Here is a 23,257-nt window from a genome sequence, read left to right on the forward strand (position 1 = left end):
GCCGTCCGCGTCCTTCGTCGGAACCAGACTGCGCCCCGTTTCCGGTTTCGGACCAACGGTATTGCCGGTACCGCAAAAAAGTCGTTCAGCGGCGCTTGCGGTAGGCGCGCAGGCTGAACTGCGGGTCGGGGCGCGGCAGGTCCTGGTCCGGCAGGTCCGCGAGCGCGGCCGCGAACCGTGCGGCCAGCGGTCCGTCGGGCGGGATCTGGGTGAACCAGCCGCGCCGCAGGTCCTCGACCGTGGAGCGCGGCGAGCGGCCCTGGCCGTGGCCGCGGAAGCGGGCCCGGCCTGCCGGTGCGAGGGCGTGCTCGGCGGCGTACGCGTCGACGGCCTCCGCCCGGTCGACGGCGGGCAGCACCGGGCGCGGCGCGAGGACGGTGTCGATGTCGCTGCGCACGTCGTGCGAGACGGCCTTGTCCACGGTGGTGACGTAGACCCCGCCGGGCCGCAGCACCCGCGCGCACTCGGCGACGACCGAGGAGGTCTCCTCGGGCCCGGACAGCAGGTGCAGCAGCCACACGGTGCTCACCGCGTCGAAGGAGCCGTCGGGGAAGGGGAGTTGGCGGCTGTCGCCGAGGACGATGGCGCCCGGCACCCGGTCCTCGGCCATCCGGGCCATCCGGTGGGCCGCGTCCACGCCGGTCACCCGCAGGCCCGGCCGCGCGGCGAGACACCGGGTGACCAGGCCGGTTCCGCAGGCGACGTCGAGGAGCGTGCCGGCGTCGGGGGGTATCAGGCCGAGGACCGCGGCAGCGGCTGCGGCGGCGCGGGGCTCACCGCCGCGCGAGGCGTCGTACCGGTCGGCTTCCTCGCTGTAGTCCAGCACCGGCTGTCACTCCGCGCCGTGGGAGGCGGCCAACTTCTCCACCCTGCGGGCCAGTTCGAGGTCGAGTTCGGTGAGCGCGCCGCCCGCGCTGTGCGTGTGCACGGCGAGCGTGACGGTGTTGTAGCCGAGCGTCAGGTCGGAGTGGTGGTTGAGCTCCTCCTGCGTCTGCGCGATGTGGACGACCAGGCCGGTCGCGGCGAAGTGCGATCCGAGCCGGTAGGAGCGGGTGATCCTGTCGCCCTCCAGGGACCAGCCGGGCAGCTCGGCGAGGCGGTCCTCGATCTCCTTCTGCGCGAGCGGTTCGGGGCTCATGGGCAACGCTCCTTCCGGGAGGGCCGCCTCCGCGCCGGAGGGAGGCGGTCTGCGGCTCACCTTGCCACAGACCCTTTCGATTACCGTCTACGTATGACAACCGCCGCGCCCGCCAAGAGGAACGTCACGGGGAACGCCAAGGGGAACGCCAAAGGCAAGGCCAGGGAGACCACTTACGAGCACGCCTCCGGGGCGGGGCCGCTGCTGCGGAACTGGCGCGAGCGGCGCCGGGTGAGCCAGCTGGAGCTCGCACTGCGCGCCGATTCCTCCGCCCGGCACATCAGCTTCGTCGAGACGGGCCGGTCGCGGCCGAGCGAGGAGTTCCTGCTGCGCCTCGCCGACCACCTCGACGTACCGGTGCGGGACCGCAACTCGCTGCTCCTTGCTGCCGGTTACGCGCCGCGCTTTCGCGAGACCCCGCTGGACGACCCCTCCATGGGCACCCTGCGCGAGGGCCTGGAACAGCTCCTGGCCGGCTACGAGCCGTATCCGGCGCTGGTCGTCGACGCGACGTACGGCGTGGTCGCGGCGAACCGCGGCATCGCGATGATGCTCGACGGCGTCCCCGAGCACCTCCTGGCGTCCCCGAACGCGATGCGGCTGACCCTCCATCCGGAGGGCCTCGCGCCCAGGATCCGCAATCTGCGGGAGTGGCGGGGGCACCTGCTGCACCAGATGGAGCGGCAGATCGCCCTGCAGCGCTCCGACGCGCTGCGGGCGGTGTACGAGGAGGTGGCCGCGTATCCGGTGGCGGACCCCGGCGTGGACGCGTTCGAGGCGGGGGCGGACGTGCCCTATTTCGCGCTGCCCCTGCGGATCGAGCACGACGGGCACGTGCTGTCCTTCATCTCGTCCATCTCGACCTTCAACACGCCGATGGACGTGACGGTCGCCGAGCTGGCCATCGAGACACTGCTCCCGGCCGACCCGGCGACGGTCAAGTACCTGCAGACGCGGATGCCCTAGCAGTCAGCCCCTGAGCGCCCGCAGCGCCGCGTACTGCAGCGCTGCGAAGCCGCCCACGACCGCGGCCTGGAGCGGGATCCACACCGTTCCGGCCGTGCCGGGCGAGAGCCAGGCGAGGAGCGCGACGACGCTGAGCACCGCCCAGGCGGCGTTGGCCTCGACGACCGCCTGCACGGCGAGCGGCGACGGCCTGCCGCGGGCGGCGAGGAAGCCGACGCCCACCCCGTACAGGGTGAGGAAGACGCCGATGCCGAGAAGCAGCGTGGAGTCGACGCCGAGGAAGTCGCCGAGGGGCCCGGAGGCGGCGGCGTACGCGATGCCGTTGCCGGTCGTCACGACCGCGTCCAGGCCCAGGAAGCGGCGCAGCATCGCCCTCGGGTCGGTGGTGCGGGCCAGAGCGGTGAGCGGGTACGTGGACATGGCCATGGCGGGATACCTCCGTGAGAGGGAGCGGCTTCGGGTCCCGGATCCGGTCCGGAGTGCGCCGGACCGGATCCGTTGACCTCACTGTGCCGGGCGCCCGTGACCTGGTCGATTACGTGCGGGGTAATGCCGAACCCCCCGGGCAACCCGTACGGCGGCTGCCGACAGGTGCCCCGTGGCCCGCGCGCCTAGGTTCGGTGGGAGGCACACCTAGGGAGCTGCACGGTGACAGAGACGACCGAGCCCGCCGCCGCCCTGCTGCGGGCGGGGAAGTTCTTCCGGCGCGGCACGGCCGCCCCCGACCTGCACAGCGTCCGGCTGACCGGCGGCCGGGACGCGGACGCCTTCTACCGGGACCGCTGGAGCCACGACAAGGTCGTGCACTCCACGCACGGCGTGAACTGCACCGGCTCCTGCCGCTGGAAGGTGTACGTCAAGGACGGCATCATCACGTGGGAGACGCAGGCGACGGACTACCCGAGCGTCGGCCCCGACCGCCCCGAGTACGAGCCGCGCGGCTGCCCGCGGGGCGCCGCGTTCTCCTGGTACACGTACTCCCCCACGCGCGTCCGCTACCCGTATCTGCGCGGCGTCCTGGTGGACATGTACCGGGAGGCGAAGGCGCGCCTGAAGGACCCGGTGCTCGCCTGGGCGGACATCCAGGGCGATCCGGAGCGGCGCCGCGCCTACCAACGGGCGCGCGGCAAGGGCGGGTTGGTGCGGGCGTCCTGGGACGAGGCCGTCGAGATCATCGCGGCCGCGCACGTCCACACGATCAGGACGTACGGTCCCGACCGGGTGGCGGGCTTCTCCCCGATCCCCGCGATGTCGATGGTGTCGCACGCGGCGGGCGCCCGCTTCATGTCGCTGATCGGCGCGCCCATGCTGTCCTTCTACGACTGGTACGCGGACCTGCCGGTCGCCTCACCGCAGGTGTTCGGCGACCAGACCGACGTGCCGGAGTCGGGTGACTGGTGGGACGCGGCGTACCTGATGATGTGGGGCTCGAACGTCCCGGTGACACGGACGCCGGACGCGCACTGGATGGCCGAGGCGCGCTACCGCGGCCAGAAGGTCGTGGTCGTCGCGCCCGACTACGCCGACAACGCCAAGTTCGCCGACGAGTGGCTGCACCCGCACCCCGGCACGGACGGGGCGCTGGCCATCGCGATGGGCCACGTCATCCTCAAGGAGTTCTTCGTCGACCGGCGGACGGAGTTCTTCACCGACTACGTGCGCAAGTTCACCGATCTGCCCTTCCTGGTGACGCTGACCGAGCGGGACGGCGCGTACGTGCCCTCGAAGTTCCTGCGCGCCACGGACCTGGGTCAGGACGGTGAGGGCGGCGACTGGAAGACGGCCGTCCTCGACGAGAACACCGGGCGGCCCGCCGTGCCGAACGGCTCGCTGGGCTTTCGCTGGACCGACTCCGGCAAGGGCAAGTGGAATCTGGAGCTCGGCGACATCAGGCCGCAGCTCTCCCTGCACGACTCCGACGTCGCGACGGGCGTCGAGGTGCTGCTCCCGCGCTTCGACACCGAGGGCGGCACGCACGGCCAGGGCCGCGGTGAGATCGTGCGGCGCGGGGTGCCCGCCACCCGGCTCGGCGGCCAGGACGGACCGCTGGTCACCACGGTCTTCGACCTGCTGCTCGCGCAGTACGGCGTCGGGCGCGAGGGACTTCCCGGCGAGTGGCCCGCCTCGTACGAGGATGCCGACGCGCCCGGCACCCCGGCCTGGCAGGAGGCGCACACCTCGGTCCCGGCCGCGAAGGCGGTGAAGATCGCGCGGGAGTTCGCGCGGACCGCCGAGAAGTCGCGCGGGCGCTGCATGATCCTCATGGGGGCCGGGACGAACCACTGGTTCCACTCCGAGACGATCTACCGGGCCTTCCTCGCGCTGCTCCAGCTCACCGGCTGCCAGGGCCGCAACGGCGGCGGCTGGGCGCACTACGTGGGCCAGGAGAAGTGCCGCCCGGCGACCGGCTGGGCGACGCTCGCGGGTGCGGGCGACTGGAGCAGGCCGCCGCGGCAGATGATCGGCGCCGCGTACTGGTTCCTCAACACCGACCAGTGGCGCTACGACCGGTTCGCGGCGGACGTGCTCGCGTCGCCACTGGGCGAGGGCCGCTTCGCCGGGATGACGGGCGCCGACTGCCTCGCGCTGTCCGCGCGCACCGGCTGGATGCCCTCGTACCCGACCTTCGACCGCAACCCCCTCGACCTGGGCGAGGCGGACGGCGACCCGGTGGCCCGCGTCGTCGACGAACTGAAGGCGGGCACCCTGGGCTTCGCCTGCGAGGACCCCGACGCCCCCGAGAACTGGCCGCGCGTGCTGACCCTGTGGCGCGCCAACCTCCTCGGCTCGTCCGCGAAGGGCGCCGAGTACTTCTCCAAGCACCTGCTCGGCACGCACTCCTCGCTGCGCGCCGAGGAGGCGTCGCCGGACGAGCGCCCCTCGACGGTGACCTGGCGCGACGAGGCGCCCGAGGGCAAGCTCGACCTGCTCGTCTCCCTCGACTTCCGCCAGACGTCGTCGACGCTGCTCTCCGACGTGGTGCTGCCCGCGGCCACCTGGTACGAGAAGCACGACCTGTCGACCACCGACATGCACCCCTACGTGCACTCCTTCACCCCGGCCGTCGACCCGCCCTGGCAGGCGCGCACCGACTTCGACACCTTCCGCGCCATCGCGGACCGGCTCAGCGAGCTGGCCGTGGACCACCTGGGCGTGCGCAAGGACGTCGTCGCCACCGCGCTGCAGCACGACACCCCGGGCGAGACCGCGCAGCCCGGCGGGGTCGTCCTGGACTGGCGCAAGGGCGAGTGCGAGCCGGTGCCGGGGAAGACGATGCCGAATCTGACGGTCGTGGAGCGCGACTACACGGCGATCGGCGCGAAGTTCGCCGCGCTGGGCCCGCTCGTGGAGCGGCTCGGGCTGCCGGTGAAGGGCATCACGGTCCACCCGGACCAGGAGGTCGAGGAGCTGCGCGAACGCAACGGCGTCGTGCGCGGCGGTCCCGCGGACGGCCGCCCCGCCCTGGACACGGCGGTGAAGGCCGCCAACACCATCCTCGCCCTGTCCGGCACCACGAACGGCCGCCTCGCCACCCAGGGCTTCCACACCCTGGAGGCGCGCACCGGCCAGGAGATGGCGCACCTGGCCGCCGAGCACGAGGGCAAGCGCATCACGTACGCCGACACGCAGGCCGCGCCCGTCCCCGTGATCACCTCGCCGGAGTGGAGCGGCAGCGAGTCCGGCGGACGCCGGTACACGGCGTTCACGCTCAACACCGAGCACCTCAAGCCCTGGCACACCCTCACCGGGCGCCAGCACTTCTTCATCGACCACGACTGGATGCACGAGCTGGGCGAGGCGATGCCCGTCTACCGGCCGCCGCTGGACATGAACCGGCTCTTCGGGGAGCCGCGGCTCGGCCCGGACGGCGAGAAGGAGGTGACGGTCCGTTACCTCACGCCGCACAACAAGTGGTCGATCCACTCCGAGTACCAGGACAACCTCTTCATGCTGTCGCTCTCGCGCGGCGGCCAGTGCATCTGGATGGCGCCGCAGGACGCGGACGCGATCGGGGTGAAGGACAACGACTGGATCGAGGCGGTCAACCGCAACGGCGTGGTGGTGGCCCGCGCGATCGTCTCGCACCGCATGCCGGCCGGCACCGTCTTCATGCACCACGCGCAGGAACGCACGGTGAACGTCCCCAAGGCGGAGACCACCGGCAAGCGCGGCGGCATCCACAACTCGCTGACCCGCCTGATCCTCAAGCCGTCCCATCTCATCGGCGGATACGCGCAGTTGTCGTGGGCGTTCAACTACCTGGGCCCGACGGGCAACCAGCGCGACGAGGTGACGGTCATCCGCCGCCGCAGCCAGGAGGTGCAGTACTGATGCCCCGAGGCGAAGCCACCGGCCGCCGCGTCATGGCCCAGATCGCGATGGTCATGAACCTCGACAAGTGCATCGGGTGCCACACCTGCTCGGTCACCTGCAAGCAGGCGTGGACCAACCGCGACGGCATGGAGTACGTCTGGTTCAACAACGTCGAGACCCGCCCGGGGCAGGGCTATCCGCGCCGCTACGAGGACCAGGAGAAGTGGCGCGGCGGCTGGGAGCTGAACAAGCGCGGCGCCCTCAAGCTGAAGAACGGCGGCCGGATCAAGTCGCTCCTGGAGATCTTCTCCAACCCCAAGCTCCCGGAGATCAAGGACTACTACGAGCCCTGGACGTACGAGTACAGGAACCTCACCGACGCCCCGCTCGGCGACGACTATCCGGTGGCAGAGCCGCGCTCCCTGATCTCCGGCAAGCCCATGAAGATCGAGTGGTCGTCCAACTGGGACGACAACCTCGGCGGCGCCACCGAACACGGCGACCGGGACCCGATGGTCGCCAAGACCCGCCAACAGGCGGCCGACAAGGTCAAGTTCGCGTTCGAGCAGACCTTCATGTTCTATCTGCCGCGGATCTGCGAGCACTGCCTGAACCCGGCGTGCGTGGCGTCCTGTCCGTCGGGCGCGATGTACAAGCGCTCGGAGGACGGCATCGTCCTCGTCGACCAGGACCACTGCCGCGGCTGGCGCAAGTGCGTGACCGGCTGCCCGTACAAGAAGGTCTACTTCAACCACCGCACCGGCAAGGCCGAGAAGTGCACGATGTGCTACCCGCGCGTCGAGGTGGGCCTGCCCACCGTCTGCTCGGAGACCTGCGTGGGGCGCCTGCGCTACCTCGGGGTGATCCTCTACGACCCCGACAAGGTGACGGAGGCCGCCTCCGAGCCCGACGAACACGAGTTGTACGAGGCACAGTTGGGCGTCTTCCTCGATCCCGACGACCCCGGGGTGCGCCGCGACGCGGAACGGTCGGGGATCAGCCACGACTGGCTCGAGGCGGCCCGTCGCTCCCCCGTGCACGCGCTGATCAGTACGTACAAGGTGGCTCTTCCCCTGCACCCGGAGTACCGCACCATGCCCATGGTCTGGTACATCCCGCCGCTCTCCCCGGTGGTGGACGCGCTCACCGAGACCGGCCACGACGGCGAGGACCTGGACAATCTGTTCGGCGCGATCGACACGCTGCGCATCCCCCTCGAATACCTCGCGGAGATCTTCACGGCCGGTGACGTCGGGCCCGTGCGGTCCTCCCTGGAGAAGCTGGCGGCGATGCGCGCGCACATGCGGGCCATCAACCTCGGTGACCGGCCGGACAGTTCGGTGGCCGAGGCCGTGGGAATGTCCGGGACCGAGATCGAGGAGATGTACCGGCTGCTCGCCATCGCGAAGTACGAGGACCGGTACGTCATCCCGACGGCGGCCGTCGCCGACGCGCAGCGCCTGGAGGAGTCGGCGCTCCCGGACTCCTGCAGCCTCGACTACGAGGGCGGGCCCGGCATGGGCGACGACGGACCGTTCGGGCAGGACTCCGGCCGCAGGCAGCTGCCGCTGGTCACCATCGAGAACTTCCACACGCTGCGGGCCCGGCAGACCGCCGACGAGGAACCCAGCGCGGTCGAGAAGGCCCACGCGCCCAAGGAGGACGAGACGTGACCCGGCACGCCCTGCTCTACCAGGCCGCCGCGCTCTGCCTGGCCTACCCCGACGACGACTTCCACGAGCGGCTGCCCCTGCTCAGGGCGGCCGCGCCCCCTGAGCTCCACGGCTTCCTGGAGTACGCCACCACGGCCGAGCCCCGCGAACTCGCCGCGCACTACGTGCAGGTCTTCGACTTCAAGAACCGGCACAGCCTGTACCTGAGCTGGTGGCGGGACGGCGACACCCGGCGGCGCGGCATGGCCCTGGTGCGCTTCAAGGAGGTCTACCGGGAGCACGGCATGGAGTTCACCGGCGAAGAGCTGCCGGACTTCCTGCCCGCCGTCCTGGAGTTCTCCGCGCAGGCGGGCCCCGTGCTCCTGACGGAGCACCGCAGCGGCCTGGAGCTGCTGCGGATCGCGCTCACCGACTGCGGCACGCCGTACGCGGCGGTCGTCGAGGCCGTCTGCGCGACGCTGCCTGGCCCCTCACCCAAGGACCGCGCCGAGGCGCTGGCCCTCGCCCGCTCCGGTCCGCCGCGCGAGGACGTCGGACTGCGACCGTTCGCACTCATCGGGGAGCGACCCGCATGAAAACGCTGCTGTGGGGCGTGCTCCCCTACGTCGCCTTCGTCCTGCTCGTCGCGGGCATCATCTGGCGCTACCGCTACGACAAGTTCGGCTGGACCACCCGCTCCTCGCAGGTCTACGAGTCGAAGCTCCTGAACATCGCGTCGCCGATGTTCCACTACGGCATCCTCTTCGTGCTCGTCGGCCACCTGATGGGCCTGTTCGTGCCGGAGTCGTGGACGGACAAGGTCGGCCTGACCGAGAGCACGTACCACAAGCTGTCGCTGTGGGGCGGCACCGCGGCGGGCGCGGTCGCCGTCCTCGGCATCCTCATGCTGCTCTACCGCCGGCGCACCAACGCGCCGGTGTTCCGCGCGACCACCGCCAACGACAAGCTGATGTACGTCGTGCTGCTCGCCGCGATCGTGATGGGCATGTGGGCCAAGCTCACCAACTCCGGCCTGGAGGAAGGGTACAACTACCGCGAGTCCATTGCCCCCTGGTCCCGCAGCCTGTTCACCCTCCAGCCGGACGTGGACCGCATGGTGGGCGTCCCGCTCACCTTCCAGATCCACGCGGTCATCGGCATGCTGCTCTTCGCGCTGCTGCCCTTCACCCGCCTCATCCACATGTTCAGCGCGCCGGTGCAGTACCTGTTCCGGCCGTACGTGGTCTACCGCACCCGGGACCCCAAGCGGGTGGGGGCGCGGCCGGACCGGCGGGGCTGGGAGCGGACGGGTTCCTGAACCCGTCCGCCCTCATCTCGCCTACGTGTCACCGCCCTTGTTCCGGTCGTCCTCGTCCACGATCTCGGCGTCCACCACGCCGTCCTCGGGGGCGGCCTCGGCAGGTGTCTGCTCCTGGGTGCCCCCGTCGGAGGCCGCGTACATCGCCTGGCCCATCTTCTGGCTCACCGCGGCGAGCTTCTCCGCGCCGGTGCGCAGGGCCGCCGTGTCGTCGGCGCGGTCCTTGAGCAGGCCCTTCAACTCGTCCGCCGCGGACTCCACTTCGGCCTTGGTGTCGGCGGGGACCTTGTCGCCGTTGTCCCGCAGGAACCGTTCCGTCTGGTAGACGAGCTGCTCCGCCTGGTTCCTGGTCTCCGCCGCCTCGCGGCGCCTGCGGTCCTCCTCCGCGTGCTCCTCGGCCTCCCGCACCATGCGGTTGATGTCGTCCTTGGGCAGTGCGGAGCCGCCGGTCACCGTCATGCGCTGCTCACGTCCGGTGGCCTCGTCCTTGGCCGAGACGTGCATGATCCCGTTGGCGTCGATGTCGAAGGTGACCTCGATCTTGGGAACGCCGCGCGGGGCGGGCGGCAGGCCCGTCAGGTCGAAGACGCCGAGCTTCTTGTTGTACGCGGCGATCTCCCGCTCGCCCTGGAAGACCTGGATGCCGACGGAGGGCTGGTTGTCCTCGGCGGTGGAGAAGGTCTCCGAACGGCGGGTGGGGATCGTGGTGTTGCGTTCGATGAGCTTGGTCATGATGCCGCCCTTGGTCTCGATGCCCAGGGACAGCGGGGTCACGTCGAGCAGCAGGACGTCCTTGACGTCACCGCGGATCACCCCGGCCTGGAGGGCGGCGCCGAGCGCCACCACCTCGTCGGGGTTGACGCCCTTGTGCGGGTCCTTGCCGGTCAGCTCCCTGACCAGGTCCGTCACCGCGGGCATCCGCGTGGAGCCGCCCACCAGGATCACGTGGTCCACCGCGGACAGTTTGACGCCCGCGTCCTTCACCGCCTGGTGGAAGGGCTCCTTGCAGCGGTCGAGCAGGTCCGCGGTGAGCTCCTGGAACTGGGCGCGCGTCAGCTTCTCCGCGAGGTGCAGCGGACCGGCCGCCGACGCCGTGATGTAGGGCAGGTTGATGTCGGTCTCGCTCGACGAGGACAGCTCGATCTTCGCCTTCTCGGCCGCTTCGCGCAGGCGCTGGAGCGCCATCTTGTCCTTGCCGAGGTCCACGCCGTGCCCGTTCTTGAACTGGCGCACCAGGTATTCGACGATCCGCTGGTCCCAGTCGTCGCCGCCGAGTTGCGTGTCGCCGTTGGTGGCCTTCACCTCGATGACGCCCTCGCCCATCTCCAGGAGCGAGACGTCGAAGGTGCCGCCGCCGAGGTCGAAGACGAGGACGGTCTCGTCGTCGCCCTTGTCGAGGCCGTACGCCAGGGCCGCGGCCGTCGGCTCGTTGATGATGCGCAGGACGTTGAGCCCGGCGATCTCACCGGCCTCCTTGGTGGCCTGGCGCTGGGTGTCGTCGAAGTACGCGGGGACGGTGACCACCGCGTCGGTGACGTCCTCGCCGAGGTAGGACTCTGCGTCGCGCTTGAGTTTCTGCAGGACGCGCGCGGACAGCTCCTGCGCGGTGTAGCGGGTGCCGTCCACCGAGCCGCTCTCCGGGAAGCGCCACGAGCCGTCGCCCATATGGCGTTTGACGGAGCGCGCGGTGCGCTCCACGTTGGTGACCGCCTGCCGCTTGGCGACCTCGCCCACCAGGACGTCGCCGTTCTTCGCGAAGGCGACGACCGAGGGCGTGGTGCGCGCGCCCTCCGCGTTGGCGACGACGGTGGGCTCACCGCCCTCCAGTACGGCCACCACTGAGTTCGTCGTGCCGAGATCGATCCCGACCGCACGTGCCATGGTTCAGTCCCTTCCGCCGCGAGCTCACGTTCCCCGTCTCCAGGTCTACTCCGTTCTCCATCACAAAACTTGAGCGGGTTCTTGTCAATGCCGCGCATGACAAAGCCGCCACCCCGAACGGGGTGGCGGCGTCGTCGATCCGCGTGCGCTCAGGCCAGCTTGGCCGAAAGCGTGATGGTCGTACCCGCCAGGGCCTGGCTCACCGGGCAGCCGCCCTTCGCCTTCTCGGCCGCCTCGACGAAGGCGGCCTCGTCGATGCCGGGCACGGTGCCCTCGACGGTGAGGTGGATGCCGGTGATGCCGGTGCCCGGCTGCAGGGTCACGTCGGCGGAGGTGACCAGGCGGGTGGGCGGGTTGCCCGCGCCGGTCAGTGTGTGCGACAGCGCCATGGCGAAGCAGCTGGAGTGCGCGGCGGCGATGAGCTCCTCCGGGCTGGTCTTGCCGTTCGCCTCCTCGGCGCGCGACGGCCAGGACACCGCCTGCTCCCCGATGCCGGAGGAGTCGAAGGTGACGTTGCCCGAGCCCTCTGCCAGAGAGCCTTCCCAGACCGTGTGCGCGGAGCGCGTGGTTGCCACGATGCAGTTCCCTTCAGTGCGGTTGTGTGATCGGAGGTTCCGTCTCCGCCATCCGATCACACTCCGGGCGGAATCGGGGCACGAGTGGATCGTCGACCGGCCACGGCGTCGCGGAACCGGCGTGCTCGTCGTTCGCCTCCCCGACCGCCGCCCGGCACCTGCCCGTCGTCGTGGCGCAGACGGGGGTTCAAAGACGGGCTCTCAGCGCTTGCGGGCCACCGCCCCGTACATGGCGATCGCCCGGTCGTCGACGCCGTCCTGCAAGGCGCCCGGACGCCACGTGTGCACCTGGGTGACGCCCGGGTCGACCAGATCCATCCCGTCGAAGAAGGACGTGGCGGTCGGCAGGTCACGCAGCACCATGGGCATGCCCTGCTGCGCGTACTCCTCGGCCACCCGGCCGACCTCCTCGGGCGCGAAGTCGGCGGTGCCGATCGTCAGCGCGAGGAAGCTGCCCGACGGCAGCGGTTCGAGCAGCCGCTGGACCAGGCTCTGGTCGTCCGGCGGCAGGATGAAGTGCAGGATCCCGATGACCATCAGGCCCACCGGCTCGTCCAGATCGATCAGCGCGCGGAACTCGGGGCTGTCCAGGATGGCGTCGGGATCGTGCATGTCGGCGTCGACGTAGGCGGTCGCCCCCTCGGGGGAGCTCTGCAGCAGGGCGCGGGCGTGGGCCAGCACGATGGGGTCGTTGTCGACGTAGACCACGCGGGACTCCGGCGCCACGCCCTGCACCACCTCGTGCAGGTTGGGGGCGGTGGGCAGGCCGGTGCCGATGTCGAGGAACTGCCGGACGCCCTGCTCCTGGGCGAGGTAGCGCCCGGCGCGGTGCATGAACCGCCTGTTCTCCAGCATGTGCACGGGCAGCGCCGGCCAGTGCTGGCACATGGCGTCGCCGGCCTCGATGTCGACGAGGTAGTGGTCCTTGCCTCCCAGGATGTAGTCGTACACCCGGGCCGAATGTGCGGTCGACGTATCGATCCGACTCTCCGCGCTGTGCATGGGCAACTCCGCTCCTCACCACCGACATTGAACTGCAGACGCTACGCCGTACGGGCCGGGTGCCGGCAGCCGGGAGGGGCCGGGCCGCGCACTGCCGGGGAGAGCGACCCCGCACCGTGCCGAACAAGCCACCCGCTCCCCCGAGGAAGCCGGGTTCTCCGACGCGGTGGACCCCCGGGGTGAAAACGGGCCGCGCAAGGCGGAGCGTGGTCCCGGTGGTGTTCGAGCGGGGGCCGCAGGTGCGCGTCGGCCGATACGAACAAGTTGTGTGCGCCGCCGCGCCACAGAGGCCTCTGAGGTGCGGGAACAGGTCCGTGACAGGGGGCCTATGGCCGGAATGACAACTGGGCAAGGCGCGTCCGCGGTGACACTTTGAGGCCCCCTCGCGCAGGGAGCGAGGAGATCGTCTCAGGGGGTATGGCCATGCGCATCAACTACTCGGACCGCGGTCCCTCTCCACTCGAACCGGAGAAGCCGGGAGCGGCCGGTGACCGGGATTCGACCTTCGGCTGGTGGGGTGCCTTCAGCATCCAGAAGTTCGTCAACCAGGCGACGCTCTACCACACGCACGAGGACGCCACCGGCTGGCTGGCGTACCTCCAGCAGTTCTACGACCGCAACTTCTGGTTCGCCGACGGCGGCGCGCAGGTGTGGGCGTACGAGGAGACGTACGACAACTGGCAGGACCGCTACGGCATGGACGCGGTCGTCGCCGTCTACCACTCGGGCCACGGCGGCATGGACGGCAACGGCGTCTTCTTCGCGCCGCTCGGCGCCGTCTGGGACGGCCGCAGCGACGCCATCTCCAACCGGATGGCGCTCGGCAACGAGAAGGCGAACTACGTCTTCTGGTCGACCTGCGACTCGCTGAAGGTCACCGGCGGCCACTCCCCGATCCGCACCTGGGCCGGACCCAACATCGGCTTCCGGATGATCTTCGGGTTCGAGACCACCTCCATCGACAGCGGCGACTACGGAAAGAAGTTCTGGGAGAAGTGGCGGGCCGGGCAGACGTACTGCGACGCGTGGCTCAACGCCAGCTGGGACATCTACCACGGCCAGGCACCCTCGGTGTGCGCCGTCGGCTCCACCCAGGCGGAGGCGACCAACCGCCTCAACACCGAGCGGAACTTCTACCGCGACCACGTGCCGGACAACTGGTACGCGTGGCGCTGGTACTACGCCCGCCAGGGCGTACGGGAGCTGCTCACCCAGCTGCCGGGCCGGCAGGAGATCGTGCAGCTGGCGCCCCGCGACCCGGGCGCTGAGCTCAGCAGGCTCGGGCAGCTGGCCGACATTCCGTCGGCGGCGCTGCAGGAGGTCCAGGTCGAGCGGCTCGGCGTGCTCAGCGCGACCTCCGGCGACCGCGTCATCTCCACGGGCCCGCAGGGCAACCGCTGGATCAGGCTCGCCGAGCCCAACCACCGCAACACCCAGCAGCTCTCCACCGACCGCGCGATCGAGATGGCGCGCGGCGTCGCCGAGCGCTACGCCGAGGGCGCCGAGCTGGTCGTCGACAGCGTGCACGACCTGATGCAGAACTCCGGCACGAAGGACGGCTCCGAGATCGGGCGGCCGGTCTCGCTGCAGACCCACGTCACGTTCCGGCAGGTCTTCGACGGCGTTCCCGTCATCACGCCGGGCCACGGCCTCATCCGCGTCGGCCTCGACAACGACGGCACCCCCGTCCAGGCGCAGATCGCCACCCGCCAGGCCACCGGCGTCACCCGCGAGCCGAGCACCGAGGTCTCGCCGCCACCGCCCAAGGGCGGCAAGGCCACGGCGGCGCCGCTGGAGCGCGACCCGCGCAAGGCGCTCGACGGGGCACAGCGCAAGCTGCTCGCGCACCTCGCCGCGGAGACCGCCGACGCGGCGGCGCCGGGCGCGGCGGCGCAACGTCCGCCCCAGGTCTCGGACGTTCCCGGCACGTTCGAGGTCGGCTACGAGCTGGAGGGCGACGAGGCCTACCCGGCGGCCCGCAAGCTGATCGAGATCGGCGCGCAGGGCAGCATGTTCAAGACCCGCCGCTGGGTCGTCGCGCCGCTCGCGCGGTAGTCGCGAACGTCAGGAACCGGATCGGCCGTTGACGGTGGCGGCCCGCTGCTTGCAGGCCGCCATCCACGCGTAGACGAGCACGCCCGCGAAGAGGAACAACACGCCCTGGTAGACGGCCGCGTACCCGGACCCCGCGACGAGCCACATCGAGAACGCGAACGCGACGCCCGCGAGGACGGCGTCGCGCACCAGGCGCCCGCGGACGACGCGCTCGCGCTGCCCGGAGACCAGGAAGTAGATCTGCGCGGCGGTGGCCAGGAGGTACGGCACGGTGGCGGTGAACGTGGTGATCAGGACCAGGGACTCGAAGACCCCGCCGGAGCCCGCCGTGTAGTTGTAGACGGTGAGCAGCGAGGCGAGGACGACGGTGACGAGGACACCGGCGGTCGGCACGCCGCGCTTCTTCTTGCCGAACGCGCTCGGGAAGAGCCCGTCCTGGGCGGCCGCGTACGGCGTCTGGGCGCTGAGCAGCGTCCAGCCGTTGAGCGCGCCGACCATCGAGATCAGCGCGGCGACGGCGACGGCGGTGCCGCCCCAGGAGCCGCCGAACATCACGTCGACGGCGTCCGAGAAGGGCGCGGTGGAGGTCACCAGCTTGTCGTGCGCGACGGTCCCGAAGACGGCGAGCGTGCCGAGCAGGTAGACGAGGGCGGCGCCGAGGGTGCCGAGGATGGTGGCGCGCCCGACGTTGCGCCGCGGGTCGCGCACCTCGCCCGCGCTGACGGCGGCGGACTCGACGCCCAGGTACGAGAAGAGCAGGATCGCGGCGGCCGCCGAGACGGCCCCCGTCGGGCTGTCGCCGCTCGCCCGGAACGGCCCGAGGTTGGCGCTGTCGAAGAAGAACAGCCCGCCGACCGCGACGAGCAGCAGCGGCAGGAACTTCAGTACGGTGGCGACCAGTTGGACGGCGCCGACGTACCGGGTCCCGGCGAAGTTCGCGAGCGCGGGCAGGAGTTGCAGGACCAGGGCGGCCAGGCAGGCGGTCCACTTGTGGTCGGCGACCGGCACGAGGACGTCGAGGTAGCCGACGGCGGCGACGGCCAGGGCCGCGTTGGAGACCCAGGTGGTGATCCAGTACGACCAGGCGGCCAGGAACCCCGCGAAGTCGCCGAAGGCGGCGCGGGCGTAGACGTAGGGGCCACCGGTGCGCGGATCACGCTCCGCGAGCCGTCCGAAGACAAGCGCGAGGGCGATGGCACCGGCGGTCAGGACGGCGAACGCGACGAGGCTGATGGTGCCGAACGGGGCGACCGAGGCGGGCAGCAGGAAGATGCCGCCGCCGATGATGTTCCCCATCACGAGGCATGTGGCGATCGGGAGGCCAAAGCGCCGGGCGTGCCTGTCCTGCGCCCCCGGGTCGGAGGGCCGCGCCGATTCTCCCTGGTCGGGGGCCGGAGCCGACGGTGCCACGGTTCCGGTGTCGTGCATGGGGTGGTGCGCCTCTCGTCGTGCCCTGGCGCCCGGGATCGCCGGGCGGAAGCCATGGTCGGGCACGGCGGGCGCCGCTCCAAATCAGTGTGTTTTGTCCTGCGCGGCGCGGCCGGGCGCCGTAAAAGCTGTGCTGTCGGGGGCGTCGAACAAGGAATCGTTCACGGGGATGGCCAGGGGGATCTCCGGCCCCAGGCCCTCCCCCAGCCAGCGGCGCAGGACGCCGTGCAGCTGCTCGGCGCCCACCAGCTCCGTGCCGTCCGCCACCGGGTCGCCGAGCACGAGCGGCGAGAGCAGGAAGGGCCGGGCCTGCGCCCCGCCGAGCCCGCCGTGCGAGCCGATCTGCTCCTCGAAGGCGAGCACCTCGCCCTCCTCCGGGTCGTACCAGGAGTTGACCATGATGTCGGCGACGTGCGGGAAGCCGTCGGTGCGCCGTACGGCGTCCGCGGCGCCGGGCCCGAAGTCGGTGAGCGGCCCGAGGCCGGCCGGGCCCGGGTCCTCGTCCAGATACACCTCGGCGCCCCGCGCCCCAAGGACCAGCGGGCCCCGCTCCGCGCTGCGGACGAGGAGGAAGCCGATGCCCGGATGGTTGGCGAGGGTGGTGAGCAGCGCGGGATGGCGGCGGTCGATCTCCTCGCGGGTCATGCGGTGCGGCACGTCGGGGAACGAGACGAGCCCGAGGTTGCCCGAGGCGAGCACGATCGGCTCGGCGCGGCGGGCCGGACGGTGCTCGTCGGCACCTTCCTCCACGGGCCTGCGCAGCGCGGCCCGCACCGCCGAGCGGGCCTCCGCACCGCTGTGGGTGCGCTGTGCCTTGCGCGGCACGGGCAGCCCGCAGCCGGCCCTGACCAGGTCGCCGAGGGTGAGGCCGTAACGGCCGCGGAACGTCTCGCCGGGGCTCTGCCCGTGGTCCGAGAGCACCACGATCCGGTAGGCGCGCGGCGCGTGCTCGGCCACCTGGTCGAGCAGCGCGAGGGAGCGGTCCAGGCGCCGCAGCACCTTCTCGACGTCCTTGCCCGTCGGCCCGGAGTGGTGGGCCACCTCGTCGTACGCGACGAGGTCGGCGTAGACCGCGCTGCGGCCGGCGAGCATGTCGCCGATGACGGCGGCGACCACGACGTCACGCTCGACGACGGTCGCGAAGGCGCGGATGAACGGGTACAGGCCGCCGCGGCCGATCCGCGGGCGGCGCCGCCGGCACCGGGCGCGGGTGGACTCGCCGATCTCGCGGAAGACCTCGGCGACGAAGGAGAGGGCGGTACGGACGGCGTTGGCGGGGTCGGAGAAGTACGCGAAGTACCCGGCGCGCGACCGGTTCTCCTTGCCCCGGCGGGCCGCCATCGACAGGACGAGGGCGAGCTGTTCGGCGCCGCCGCTGAAGAGGTTGCCGCGGCTGGCGCCGTCGACGGTGAGGAGGCCGCCGTCGCCGGTGCGCCGGACGGCCCGCCGCTGCAGCTCCGCGGCGGAGGCGGGCCGGTTGCTGACCATGACCTCGCCGGTGTCCTTCTCGTACCAGCGGAACGCGGGCACGTCGTGGTTGGAGCCGTGCAGGATGCCGAGCTGGCTGGCGCCGGTCTGGCTGGACCAGTCGGTGCGCCAGGGGGTGAGCCGGTGCGTGGGGAGCCCCGCCCCTTCCCCCTCCCCCAGCCAGCGGGCGACGGTGGGCATGAGCCCCTTGCGGACGGCGCGGGTGAGCACGTCGTGCCCGACGCCGTCGAGCTGGATGAACACGGTGCCGGGGGTCGTGGGGCCCGGGGCGCCGTCGGGCCCCCGGCGACGGCGGCGGTCGGCGAGCCGGTACAGCCGCCGGCGGTAGGCGTCGTCGTCCCGTACGGCGAGGGCGCCGCCGGTGGCCGACGCGACGGCGGACATCACCGCGGCGACGACGACGGCGGTCTCCGCCCCCGCCTCACCGCGCCCCTCGGGGATGAGGCTCAGGGCGAGCAGGAGCAGCGACCCGTTCAGGAAGAAGGCGAGCAGGCCGAGCACGAGTGCGGGCACGAGCAGCAGCGCCCGCACGAGCAGCGGCCACACCAGGACGGAGAGCAGGCCGAAGGCCCCTGCGCCGAGGGCGGCGGTGGTGGCGATCCGGGTGGCGCTGTCGCCGTTGTCCGACTGGAGCTTGAAGTCCGGCAGGAGGCCGGCGAGCACGAGCATCGTCAGCGTGCTGACGGCCCACACGGCGACCACGCGCCAGAGCGCGCTGCCCACTCTCCGCCATCGCCCTTGCCCCACGCCTCGCCCTTTCACTTTTCCCCCCGAACCGGACACCAGCGTGTCACAACCCGCGACGCGCCCCCACTTCCTTGATCATGCCCCGCGTCCCGGCGAACCAGCGAGGCACTTTCGGGGGCTGAGGTGCGGAGTTCGAGCGGGTGGGGCGGGGCGGAGCCGCTGCGGAGCGGCGGAAGACGTCAGCGCCCGTCGTAGCCCGCGGTCGGCATGGACAGCCGCCGGTGCACCCGCGCCTTCATCTGCGCGTCGTACGCGGGCTCGGCGAGCCCCGCCGTCTCGACCCGCACCCCGCGGCGCACGCACTCGGCGGTGAACTCGTCGGCGGACCGCAGGGCCCGCTCGAGGACCCTGCGGCTGGGCACCACGAAGAGGTCCACGAGGCCCGCCTCGACGTCGCCCCACAGCATCGCGTGGTCGGCGCGCAGCCCCCGTACGACGAACTCCCTGGTGATCACGTACCCGTGGGCGGCCGCCCACCGCGCGCACATCGCGTGCTGGCTGCGCGAGTCGACCAGGAAGGGGTCGGCGTCGAGCTCCTCCAGGGGTGTCAGACTGGCGATCGCCGCGGCGCGCACGACGGCGGAGCCGACGGCGGTGCCGGACCCGGCGCCCACGACCTCTCCCATGGAGTCTCCCCTCACCCTCGCCGTAGGCCGCCGACCCTACTCCTGGCCGTAGGCTCGGAGACAGTCGCACGAAGGAGGAACCGGGTGCCCGTCGAGGTCACATGGTGGGGTCACGCCACTTGCACGGTCGAGGACTCGGGCGTCCGCGTACTGACCGACCCCCTGTTCGCCCGCCGCCTCGCGCATCTGCGGCGCCGCAGGGGCGCGCTGCCACCGCCCGGCGCGGCGGTCGCCGATGTGGTGCTCCTCTCCCATCTGCACGCCGACCACCTGCACGTTCCCTCGCTCGCCCGCCTCGCGCCGGGCACCCGCGCGCTGGTCCCGCGCGGGACGGCCCGCGCCCTGCCCGGCCTGGCCCGGCGGCTGCCCGGCCTGCGCTTCACGGAGGTCGCGCCGGGCGACGAGGTCCCGGTCGGCGAGGTCGTCGTACGCGTGGTGCCCGCGCTGCACGACGGGCGGCGGCTGCCCGTCGGCCCGCACCGCTCGCCCGCCCTGGGCTTCGTCGTGGACGGCGAGGCGCGTACGTACTTCGCGGGGGACACCGGGCTGTTCGACGAGATGGCCGACGAGGTCGGTGACGTCGACGTGGCGCTGCTGCCGGTCGGCGGCTGGGGCCCCTACCTGGGCCAGGGGCATCTGGACGCGGGCCGCGCCGCCGAGGCGCTCGCCCGGATCGCGCCGCGCAGCGCGGTCCCGGTGCACTACGGCACGTACTGGCCGATCGGCATGGACGCCGTGCGCCCCCACGAGTTCCACGCGCCCGGCCAGGAGTTCGTCCGGCACGCGGCCCGGCTCGCTCCCGGGGTGACGGTGCACCGGCTCGGGCACGGGGAGAGCGTGCTGCCGGAGGTGGCCCGGTGATACTCGCCGCGGCCACGCAGGTGCCGCCGGAGAGCACCCAACAGGCGGTCACCTATCCCTCGCTGTTCCTCCTCGTGGTGATCGGCGCGCTGGTGCCGGTGGTGCCGACGGGCGCGCTGGTCAGCTCGGCTGCGGTGGTCGCCGTCCATCAGACGTCGCCGTTCGCGCTGCTCGTCGTCTTCGGCGTCGCGGCGTTCGCGGCGTTCCTCGGGGACGTCGCCCTGTACTGGCTCGGGCGGCGCGGCATGCGGTCCAAGAACGGTTCGCGCTGGCTGGCGGCGATCCGCGACCGGGCGCCGGAGGAGCGGCTCGCGCAGGCGCAGGAGAAGCTGAAGGATCACGGCGTGCTGGTCCTCGTCCTGTCGCGGCTCGTGCCCGCGGGCCGGATTCCGGTGATGCTGGCGTGCCTGATGGCGGAGATGCCGTTGCGCCGGTTCGCCCGCGGCGACGTTCCGGCGTGCCTGGCGTGGGCGGTCACGTACCAGCTGATCGGCATCCTCGGCGGGTCCCTCTTCAGGGAGCCGTGGGAGGGCGTCGCCGTGGCGGTCGGGCTGACGGTCGTGATCAGCGTGGCGCCCGCGGTGTGGCGCCGGGTCCGGCACACCTCGGTCTGAGGCGACCTCAGGCGAGCACCCGTGACGCCCCCACCGGCAGGTCCCACAGGTCCTCGCGGGGGCGCCCCGTCGCGGCCCAGGCCGCGCGCACCCGGGTGAGCGGTTCGAGGACGGGTTCGGCGGAGAGCAGGAAGGTGCCCCAGTGCATGGGCGCCATCCGGCGCGCCCCGAGGTCGGTCGCCGCCCGGACCGCCTCCTCCGGGTCGCAGTGGACGTCCCTGAGCCACCACCGGGGTTCGTACGCGCCGATCGGCAGGAGCGCGAGGTCGATGCCGGGGTAGCGGGCGCCGATCCGCTCGAACCAGTGGCCGTACCCGGTGTCGCCCGCGAAGTAGACCCGCTGTCCCTGTCCGTCCGTGAGCACCCAGCCGCCCCACAGCGTCCGGCAGGTGTCGGTGAGGCTCCGCCTGGACCAGTGGTGGGCGGGCACGAAGTCGAGGCGCACTCCGCGCAGTTCGGCCCCCTCCCACCAGTCGAGCTCGGTGACGTGGGTGAAACGGCGGCGGGTGAACCAGCGGCCGAGGCCGGCCGGCACGAAGACGGGGGTGTTCCTGGGCAGCCTGCTCAGGGTCGGCGCGTCCAGGTGGTCGTAGTGGTTGTGGCTGATGACGACGGCGTCGACGCGCGGCAGGGCGTCCCAGGCGACGCCGACGGGGGTGACGCGGGCCGGGGTGCCGAGGATCTTGCGGGACCAGACGGGGTCCGTGAGCACGGTGAGGCCGCCGATGCGGACGACCCAGCTGGCGTGTCCCGCCCAGGTGACGGCGACGGTCCGGGCGTCGACGCGGGGCAGCGGGCCCGGCTCGAACGGCAGCCGCTGGATGTCCGCGAGTCCTTCGGTCCGCGGGCGCAGCGCGGCCTCGCGCACGAACCTCGCGAGGCCGCGCAGGCCGGGCAGCGGCGCGGTCAGCCGGTCGGCGAACGACGTCGGCCACCGTCTGACGCCCGGGGGCCGCGGCGGCGCGAGGGGGTCGGGCCGCCGGCCGGGCTCAGCCGTCCGCCGCGGTGCCGCCTGCCGCCGGGACCTGCCGTACTCCTGCGGCTGTGCCTGCTGGGTCATCGAGGAGGCTCCATTCGCCGGTCTGCTGCGCGGAGATCGTCGAAGGCCGCCCCGAACGTCCGCAACGCCCGTTCCACGTGCGGCAGTTCGAGCGGGTCCGGTGCGGCGAGCGACGCCAGGCGTTCCGCGCCGGTCGAGCCGAGCAGCGGCCCGGTGGACAGCCGTACGCGCAGGGCGTCGATGTCGTCGCCGAAGCGGTGGGCGCCCGGCGCGGGCATGCCGAGCCGTTCGGTGAGGAAGTCCTCCAGGTCCTGCGCGTCCCCGACGCCGCGGGCGGCGAGCACGGACCGCAGGGGGCCCAGGTCGGCGTAGAGGTGACGGCCCGCCCGCGGGGGCCGGGCGAGGGCGCCCGCGGCGAGGACCGCGCGGTGCGCGGCGGCGGCCACGCGCGCGTGCAGGTGGACGGCGGCCGCGAGCCGCTCGGTGATCTCGTCCGGTTCGCCGAGTGCGTAGCGGGCAGCGGCGGCGGCCGGGGCGGCGAGGGTCGCGCCGAGGGCGGTGAGGACGTCCAGGGTGCGGGCGCGCAGGGCGGCGCCCGCGTCGGTCGCGGGGAAGCGGGCGACGGCGGCGGGCAGCGCCGGCGGGAGGAGCGCCCCGGCCAGGTCGGCCAGGACGGTCACCCGCTCGTGGTCCATCTCGGCGGGGCCGACCAGGACGGTGTCGTGGGGGTGGTGCAGCGTGTCGCGCCAGGTCTCGTCGCTGACGATGTGCAGGCCCTCCCCCGCGGCCGCCTCCACGGCCTCGTGCAGCACGTCCGGGGGCGGCACGGTGGCGGTGGGGTCGTCGGCCACGGAGAGCACGAGGAGCCGGGGTCTGCCGCCCTCGGCGCGGACCCGGCGGACGGTCTCCAGCAGGGCGTACGGGTCGGGGACGCCGCCGCACTCGGCGGGTGTGGGCACGTGGTAGACGCCGCTGCCGAGCAGCCGCGCCTGGGGCGCCCACCAGGCCGGGCAGGGGCGGGGCAGCAGGACGTCGCCGCCGACGGCCGCGGCGAGGGCGAGGAGCAGGGGTGGCGCGCCGGGGGCGGCGGCGATCCGGTCGCGCTCCACGGGCAGGCCGCGCCGGGTCCAGTAGCCGCTCGCGGCGTCGCGGAGGGCCGGTCCGCCGCCCGGGGGCTCGGCCTGGGAGCGGCCCGCGGCAGCGGCGGCGGCCGCCGCCACCTCGGGCAGGACCGGGAGGCCCGGCTCCGGCGGGGGCGGCCCGTACCGGACGGGGCCGTGGCCCTCCGTGTCCGTCCGCCTCATCCGTACCTCCGTGCACTCGCGTGACTCTGTTCTGGTCATGCCCCGTCGTGCCGGTACGTACCCGGGACAGGCCAGGACATCGCCGTACGCCTCCATCACAACGCGAACCCCACCCGTCCCGCCCGCTCTGGCCTCCGGCCGGGTGAGCGTTCCGCACGTGCGTCCGGTCCGGGGACGGGGCGCGGGGAGGGGCCAGAACGGCCGGGCCCGGGCCCCCCCTCCCGGCCCCCCCCAGGCCCACCAAACAAACTCCCCCCCCCCACCACCGCCCCTCCTCTCTCCCAAAGC

Annotated in this window: 19 protein-coding genes; 8 read left to right on the forward strand and 11 right to left on the reverse strand. The window is 72.5% G+C overall.

The genetic code is table 11. The features are described 5' to 3' along the window. Positions 1–85 precede the first annotated feature (85 nt). Both ACZ69I_RS20870 and ACZ69I_RS20875 read right to left on the reverse strand, forming a co-directional pair. Positions 86–826 carry a class I SAM-dependent methyltransferase gene (locus tag ACZ69I_RS20870; RefSeq protein ID WP_470833813.1) on the reverse strand — a complete coding sequence of 247 codons (741 nt, stop codon included), beginning with the start codon at positions 824–826 and terminating at the stop codon, positions 86–88. Positions 827–832: 6 nt separating this feature from the next. After that, positions 833–1,138, reverse strand: coding sequence for a 4a-hydroxytetrahydrobiopterin dehydratase (locus ACZ69I_RS20875; protein ID WP_467673528.1), 306 nt, complete (start codon positions 1,136–1,138; stop codon positions 833–835). Between the two features lie 93 nt (positions 1,139–1,231). Here ACZ69I_RS20875 and ACZ69I_RS20880 point away from each other — a divergent pair, with 93 nt between their 5' ends. Continuing rightward, positions 1,232–2,104: a helix-turn-helix domain-containing protein gene (locus ACZ69I_RS20880; RefSeq protein WP_470833814.1), complete on the forward strand. Its 873-nt coding sequence runs from the start codon at positions 1,232–1,234 to the stop codon at positions 2,102–2,104. Between the two features lie 3 nt (positions 2,105–2,107). Here the strand turns inward: ACZ69I_RS20880 and ACZ69I_RS20885 are convergent, their stop codons facing one another. Then, positions 2,108–2,524, reverse strand: a complete 417-nt coding sequence (locus tag ACZ69I_RS20885; RefSeq protein WP_470833864.1) for a hypothetical protein — start codon at positions 2,522–2,524, stop codon at positions 2,108–2,110. Positions 2,525–2,752: 228 nt separating this feature from the next. On the opposite strand from ACZ69I_RS20885, the gene ACZ69I_RS20890 reads away from it, so the two are divergent. Genes ACZ69I_RS20890 through narI form a run of 4 tightly spaced genes read left to right on the forward strand, consistent with a single transcriptional unit; the run spans position 2,753 to position 9,388 of the window. Further along, positions 2,753–6,436, forward strand: coding sequence for a nitrate reductase subunit alpha (locus tag ACZ69I_RS20890; protein ID WP_470833815.1), 3,684 nt, complete (start codon positions 2,753–2,755; stop codon positions 6,434–6,436). Continuing rightward, complete coding sequence (narH, locus tag ACZ69I_RS20895; RefSeq protein ID WP_470833816.1) at positions 6,436–8,091, forward strand: nitrate reductase subunit beta; 1,656 nt, start codon at positions 6,436–6,438, stop codon at positions 8,089–8,091. Before ACZ69I_RS20890 ends, narH begins: the two co-directional genes overlap by 1 nt. Then, the gene (narJ, locus tag ACZ69I_RS20900) at positions 8,088–8,666 is read left to right on the forward strand and encodes a nitrate reductase molybdenum cofactor assembly chaperone (RefSeq protein ID WP_470833817.1); all 579 of its coding nucleotides are present in this window, start codon (positions 8,088–8,090) and stop codon (positions 8,664–8,666) included. The genes narH and narJ overlap by 4 nt, the downstream gene beginning before the upstream one ends. Next, complete coding sequence (gene narI / locus ACZ69I_RS20905) at positions 8,663–9,388, forward strand: respiratory nitrate reductase subunit gamma (protein ID WP_467673540.1); 726 nt, start codon at positions 8,663–8,665, stop codon at positions 9,386–9,388. Before narJ ends, narI begins: the two co-directional genes overlap by 4 nt. A gap of 21 nt (positions 9,389–9,409) precedes the next feature. Here narI and dnaK read toward each other — a convergent pair whose 3' ends face one another. The 3 genes from dnaK to ACZ69I_RS20920 all read right to left on the reverse strand — a co-directional run bounded on the left by dnaK (position 9,410) and on the right by ACZ69I_RS20920 (position 12,846). Beyond that, a complete protein-coding gene (dnaK, locus tag ACZ69I_RS20910; protein ID WP_470833820.1) occupies positions 9,410–11,269 on the reverse strand; it encodes a molecular chaperone DnaK in 1,860 nt (619 codons plus the stop codon). Positions 11,270–11,418: 149 nt separating this feature from the next. Then, positions 11,419–11,844, reverse strand: coding sequence for an OsmC family protein (locus ACZ69I_RS20915; RefSeq protein WP_470833821.1), 426 nt, complete (start codon positions 11,842–11,844; stop codon positions 11,419–11,421). Between the two features lie 201 nt (positions 11,845–12,045). Further along, the gene (locus tag ACZ69I_RS20920) at positions 12,046–12,846 is read right to left on the reverse strand and encodes an SAM-dependent methyltransferase (RefSeq protein WP_470833823.1); all 801 of its coding nucleotides are present in this window, start codon (positions 12,844–12,846) and stop codon (positions 12,046–12,048) included. 423 nt (positions 12,847–13,269) lie between these two features. Between ACZ69I_RS20920 and ACZ69I_RS20925 the strand changes: the two genes are divergently transcribed. After that, complete coding sequence (locus tag ACZ69I_RS20925; protein ID WP_470833824.1) at positions 13,270–14,901, forward strand: DUF6345 domain-containing protein; 1,632 nt, start codon at positions 13,270–13,272, stop codon at positions 14,899–14,901. 9 nt (positions 14,902–14,910) lie between these two features. Here ACZ69I_RS20925 and ACZ69I_RS20930 read toward each other — a convergent pair whose 3' ends face one another. From ACZ69I_RS20930 to ACZ69I_RS20940, 3 genes are all read right to left on the reverse strand, one after another. Beyond that, positions 14,911–16,329 carry an amino acid permease gene (locus ACZ69I_RS20930; protein ID WP_470833825.1) on the reverse strand — a complete coding sequence of 473 codons (1,419 nt, stop codon included), beginning with the start codon at positions 16,327–16,329 and terminating at the stop codon, positions 14,911–14,913. 84 nt (positions 16,330–16,413) lie between these two features. Beyond that, entirely contained in the window at positions 16,414–18,564 is a 2,151-nt protein-coding gene (locus ACZ69I_RS20935) for an alkaline phosphatase family protein (RefSeq protein ID WP_470833826.1), read from the reverse strand. Between the two features lie 179 nt (positions 18,565–18,743). After that, positions 18,744–19,190 (reverse strand): recombinase family protein, encoded by a 447-nt coding sequence (locus tag ACZ69I_RS20940; protein WP_470833827.1) that lies wholly within the window; start codon positions 19,188–19,190, stop codon positions 18,744–18,746. An 84-nt stretch (positions 19,191–19,274) separates the two neighbouring features. Between ACZ69I_RS20940 and ACZ69I_RS20945 the strand changes: the two genes are divergently transcribed. Both ACZ69I_RS20945 and ACZ69I_RS20950 read left to right on the forward strand, forming a co-directional pair. Continuing rightward, positions 19,275–20,051: an MBL fold metallo-hydrolase gene (locus ACZ69I_RS20945; protein WP_470833829.1), complete on the forward strand. Its 777-nt coding sequence runs from the start codon at positions 19,275–19,277 to the stop codon at positions 20,049–20,051. Next, the gene (locus tag ACZ69I_RS20950; RefSeq protein ID WP_470833830.1) at positions 20,048–20,665 is read left to right on the forward strand and encodes a DedA family protein; all 618 of its coding nucleotides are present in this window, start codon (positions 20,048–20,050) and stop codon (positions 20,663–20,665) included. The genes ACZ69I_RS20945 and ACZ69I_RS20950 overlap by 4 nt, the downstream gene beginning before the upstream one ends. Before the next feature lie 7 nt (positions 20,666–20,672). Here ACZ69I_RS20950 and ACZ69I_RS20955 read toward each other — a convergent pair whose 3' ends face one another. Further along, positions 20,673–21,725: an MBL fold metallo-hydrolase gene (locus ACZ69I_RS20955; protein WP_470833831.1), complete on the reverse strand. Its 1,053-nt coding sequence runs from the start codon at positions 21,723–21,725 to the stop codon at positions 20,673–20,675. Then, complete coding sequence (locus ACZ69I_RS20960) at positions 21,722–22,969, reverse strand: aminotransferase class I/II-fold pyridoxal phosphate-dependent enzyme (protein ID WP_470833833.1); 1,248 nt, start codon at positions 22,967–22,969, stop codon at positions 21,722–21,724. The genes ACZ69I_RS20955 and ACZ69I_RS20960 overlap by 4 nt, the downstream gene beginning before the upstream one ends. Positions 22,970–23,257 lie beyond the last annotated feature (288 nt).

Source organism: Streptomyces sp. NPDC036815, from assembly GCF_055609205.1.

Excerpts from the sequence above, each read along its gene's own strand:
- ACZ69I_RS20960 (WP_470833833.1), bottom strand. The coding sequence starts at position 22,969 with ATGAGGCGGACGGACACGGAGGGCCACGGCCCCGTCCGGTACGGGCCG.
- ACZ69I_RS20925 (WP_470833824.1), top strand. The coding sequence starts at position 13,270 with ATGCGCATCAACTACTCGGACCGCGGTCCCTCTCCACTCGAACCGGAG.
- ACZ69I_RS20875 (WP_467673528.1), bottom strand. The coding sequence starts at position 1,138 with ATGAGCCCCGAACCGCTCGCGCAGAAGGAGATCGAGGACCGCCTCGCC.
- narH (WP_470833816.1), top strand. The coding sequence starts at position 6,436 with ATGCCCCGAGGCGAAGCCACCGGCCGCCGCGTCATGGCCCAGATCGCG.
- ACZ69I_RS20920 (WP_470833823.1), bottom strand. The coding sequence starts at position 12,846 with ATGCACAGCGCGGAGAGTCGGATCGATACGTCGACCGCACATTCGGCC.
- ACZ69I_RS20880 (WP_470833814.1), top strand. The coding sequence starts at position 1,232 with ATGACAACCGCCGCGCCCGCCAAGAGGAACGTCACGGGGAACGCCAAG.
- dnaK (WP_470833820.1), bottom strand. The coding sequence starts at position 11,269 with ATGGCACGTGCGGTCGGGATCGATCTCGGCACGACGAACTCAGTGGTG.
- narI (WP_467673540.1), top strand. The coding sequence starts at position 8,663 with ATGAAAACGCTGCTGTGGGGCGTGCTCCCCTACGTCGCCTTCGTCCTG.
- ACZ69I_RS20955 (WP_470833831.1), bottom strand. The coding sequence starts at position 21,725 with ATGACCCAGCAGGCACAGCCGCAGGAGTACGGCAGGTCCCGGCGGCAG.
- ACZ69I_RS20940 (WP_470833827.1), bottom strand. The coding sequence starts at position 19,190 with ATGGGAGAGGTCGTGGGCGCCGGGTCCGGCACCGCCGTCGGCTCCGCC.
- ACZ69I_RS20885 (WP_470833864.1), bottom strand. The coding sequence starts at position 2,524 with ATGTCCACGTACCCGCTCACCGCTCTGGCCCGCACCACCGACCCGAGG.
- ACZ69I_RS20930 (WP_470833825.1), bottom strand. The coding sequence starts at position 16,329 with ATGCACGACACCGGAACCGTGGCACCGTCGGCTCCGGCCCCCGACCAG.